Origin of the sequence: Caballeronia sp. (assembly GCF_028292365.1) — a bacterium.
Classification (GTDB): domain Bacteria; phylum Pseudomonadota; class Gammaproteobacteria; order Burkholderiales; family Burkholderiaceae; genus Caballeronia.
This window is the reverse complement of record NZ_JAQGMM010000673.1, coordinates 1-3,480: the sequence shown is the minus strand read 5'-3', so window position 1 is coordinate 3,480 and position 3,480 is coordinate 1. Positions and strand designations below refer to the sequence as shown.

Below are 3,480 nucleotides of genomic sequence, written 5' to 3'. Positions count from 1 at the left end.
GCCTATCTTCGGCCTCCGCCGCCATGGGAACCCTCGCCGTGGCCACCTGCGCCTTCATGAGCAAACCCGTCAAAGCCCGCGCGTCCGTCGCCCACAGGTTCATTGCCAAAACCGTTAAATCGCCCGGAGTTCCTACCCAACCCCACGTTTGATTCTGCGAATCCGCGCTGGGGTGCTGCAACGCCATGGGAACCCGGAATCCCGGGAAATCCGCGGTCACCGTGAAATGTCTGCGTGCGATTGAAATTTTCGTGTTCGTGCAAAAAGTCGTTTCGGTTAGTGACCATTGCACTGCGCGAGATATAGGTGCTGTGGTTGTAAATTATCGTTCGGCGTTCCCAGTCGGGCCTCCAGTGGTGCCACCCCCATCTGTAGCCACCGAAGTACCCGAGGCCAAAGCCTGCGCCAAACGCGATTCCCGGGCCGTCGAGGTAGAGTCCCGAGTATGGATACCAGCCGGGCCAGACTGCTACCGGCGTTCCATAGGTCAGCCAGGGATCGTATTCCGGCAGGTAGACGACGTCAGGGGCTGCTGGCTCGATGGTGATCGTTTGGCCTTGCGTGGCTACTGACTCCTGACCTGTACTCTGTAAGTATCCGGCTTGCTCAGCTCGTTGGCGCATTACCTGAACGGCGGCCATCAAGTCCTGAGGCTGGTTCAGATAGGCGTCGCCAAGCGATGAGATCCAGGTCAGATTCTGGTCCGCATTGGCAAGTACGGAGGGAAACTGCGTGAGAGCCTGCACGCTCGGATCCCAGCTCTGCTTATCTACTTCAACTGCCAGCGCGTCCCCCTTCAGTGCGGAGTGTTCCTGCATCCATCGGTCTGCTTCGACAAGCTCAACCGGATGAGTCGAGGCTGCGAGGATTTGCGCTACCAATGCATCCGGGTACAAAGCGATGGGTGCCACGAGCTGCTGTAGCTGGTCGGGCGTCCACTGGGTCGCCTGAGCCGGTGCAAGCACCGATTGATCGGCCTGACCCGCGAACGCGTGGTGCGTAATACCTAGCACCAGGCACGAGGATACAAAGACCGCGAAGCCCTGTTTCAAAACTTTCATAGACCATGCTCTCTGGGTGTGATTTCCTGTTTCTGCGCGCCCTTGGAAATTAAATACGCGCCGCACCATCATGGGCGAGAGCGGTGACTGAATACTGACCGGTTCATTACCGTTCTGATATCCGATCAGCGCGAAAGCGTTGACAGATAGGCGCCGGCAGCTTCGATCTGCGCATCCGTCATTTGTGCCGCAACCGCGGTCATCGTCCCGGGCTTCGCGGCGCCGTTCTTCGCACGGGCCTGAAACTCGTGTAAACGCTCGGCAGTAAAAATCGCCGGCTGCCCCGCGATGCTCGGGAAGCGCGCGCCATTGCCTTTTCCACCGATCGCATGACATCCAAAGCACGCCGCCACATTTGCCCCATCGCCTAGTTCCGCAAGCCGCCGCCCCGCTTCGATCAGCGCGGCTTGCGGCGCTTGTGCAGCCTGTTCGAGCGGCGAGTGCTGTGCCGCAAAGTACTCAGCGAGTTCGTGCATGTCGCTGTCGGACAGGTTATGCGCGACCGACTGCATCACCGGGCTTGCGCGCGTGCCGTCCCTGAACATCGATAGCGCGTGGGCCAGATAGTCGGTGTTCTGCCCGGCGAGCCGAGGTATCGCGCCAGTCGACGAGCCTTCGCCGGCCGCGCCGTGGCATGCTGCGCATGTGACCACGAGGCCATCGTGCGCGTCGAGCGCAGAGGGCGCGGCAAATGCGGATGGCGCGGTCAGGAAAGCGTCCGTGAGCATCAGGGCCAGTGCGAAGGCTTTACCCGCGACGCCGCAGCTTTGGCTTGCCGGCTTCGTTCGCTGCTGGCTGGAGTGTGAGAGGCTTTCGACTATCTGATGAGGCGCGCGACCATATCTGTCGCGCCGAGTCGCAGACGGCTTCGCCGGGGCGATGGGGGGCATGGGACCTGTAGTATGGAAGGGGGACGAGGGTGCTAATCATATGAGCGACCGTCGGCAACAAAACAGTTGGATTTTTTGATCGCGAACATTGAACGCTTCTATTAGAGAAGCGAATGTTCCGTCACACCAAGCGAAGCGTCGACGCATGGGATTGCCGTTTCGAAGCAACACAACAACTATTTGCGTAATTAGCAATAGCGCTCGTGCAGCGTGGCCGCCTGGAAAGCCAGAATGCTGTCGCCGAATGAGGTGATCGTAAAGCCATTGCATATGGGGAAGTACTCAAGAGAGGTTGAGCGCTACTTCCACCTTATGCGGTGTACAGGGCACGGTGCGCAGTTATATAGCAGCTGCCCGCGCCTCGTGGAGTTCGGTCCTCGACAAGAACGCCAAACCGCGTCAGATGCCACAGAGCTTGCCACACCTCGCACCTTGTGCTCGCGAGCGTTAGCGCTAACTAACATGAGCATGTACGATCGGTGTCGGTATGAACTTCTTGAGGAAATTTTAATTCGGTATCCTAATACATACGATATAAAAAATAACGACGAATGCTTTCGTTTGGATTTTAATAACTGATTTGATGCACCAAATTTCGCGGTCGAAGTGACGGCCGAAAAATCGGCATTCGATAGACGGCTTGCTGGGCATTGACGCTTGTCGCTTTCCCGATATCGGCCGCTCGTGTACGACCGTCAAGGGTGCACAGCCCTGCGCACAGCCATGTGTCTTGAGCGCTTTGCAAGCGAGCACAGTGTCCAGGAAGACCTGGTCCTTCTTGACAGATTATCCGGCGGTTCGTGGCGGTCGAAATTGGGGAAAAGGACAGCTGAACCAACGCGGTTCAGGTAATTCGCCCCTCTTCTGAGGGATGGCGCCGTGCAGCGCATCTCCGGGCGCCAAGCGAGCGGCGGCATTCGCGGGTATCCTTCCCATTCGTTTCCAACCCAACACCGTAAGCGAAGAAAGCAATGCAAAAACACACCATCGGAACCTCGGACCTTCAAGTCGCACCCCTCGTCTTTGGCGGCAACGTCTTTGGCTGGACGACCGATGAGCGCACGTCGTTCTCCATCCTCGATACGTTCGCCGACCACGGCTTGAACTTCATCGATACCGCCGACAGCTACTCGCAGTGGGCTGAGGGGCATCAGGGCGGCGAGTCCGAAACGATCATCGGTAAATGGTTCAAGGAAAGCGGCAAGCGCGACAAGATCGTGCTCGCGACTAAGGTCGGGATGTTGCGCACGCGGCCGGGCCTGTCGGCTGCCAACATCGAGGCGGCCGTCAACGATTCGCTGCGTCGGCTGCAGACTGATTACATTGACGTCTGTTTTTCCCATCTCGACGACGACAAGACGCCGTTCGAAGAGACGCTCGGCGCGTACGAGAAGCTGATCAAGGCGGGCAAGGTAAGGGTGATCGGCGCGTCGAACTTCACCGGCGAGCGGCTCAAGGCAGCGCTGAAGGTATCGAAGGAATCGGGCTTGCCTGCGTATGAGGTGCTTCAGCCTGAGTACAACCTTTAC

3 protein-coding genes are annotated in these 3,480 nt (G+C 58.4%); 1 reads left to right on the top strand and 2 read right to left on the bottom strand.

Translation table 11 applies throughout. The features are described from left to right. Window positions 1-2 precede the first annotated feature (2 nt). Both JWR14_RS38345 and JWR14_RS38340 read right to left on the bottom strand, forming a co-directional pair. Window positions 3-1,061 carry a DUF3300 domain-containing protein gene (locus JWR14_RS38345; protein ID WP_299720037.1) on the bottom strand — a complete coding sequence of 353 codons (1,059 nt, stop codon included), beginning with the start codon at window positions 1,059-1,061 and terminating at the stop codon, window positions 3-5. A gap of 125 nt (window positions 1,062-1,186) precedes the next feature. Beyond that, window positions 1,187-1,789: a c-type cytochrome gene (locus JWR14_RS38340; RefSeq protein WP_299720035.1), complete on the bottom strand. Its 603-nt coding sequence runs from the start codon at window positions 1,787-1,789 to the stop codon at window positions 1,187-1,189. Window positions 1,790-2,922: 1,133 nt separating this feature from the next. Between JWR14_RS38340 and JWR14_RS38335 the strand changes: the two genes are divergently transcribed. Beyond that, window positions 2,923-3,480 (top strand): aldo/keto reductase (locus tag JWR14_RS38335; RefSeq protein WP_299720033.1); only part of this gene is annotated, 558 nt, incomplete at its 3' end.

Excerpts from the sequence above, each read along its gene's own strand:
- JWR14_RS38345 (WP_299720037.1), bottom strand. The coding sequence starts at position 1,061 with ATGAAAGTTTTGAAACAGGGCTTCGCGGTCTTTGTATCCTCGTGCCTG.
- JWR14_RS38340 (WP_299720035.1), bottom strand. The coding sequence starts at position 1,789 with ATGCTCACGGACGCTTTCCTGACCGCGCCATCCGCATTTGCCGCGCCC.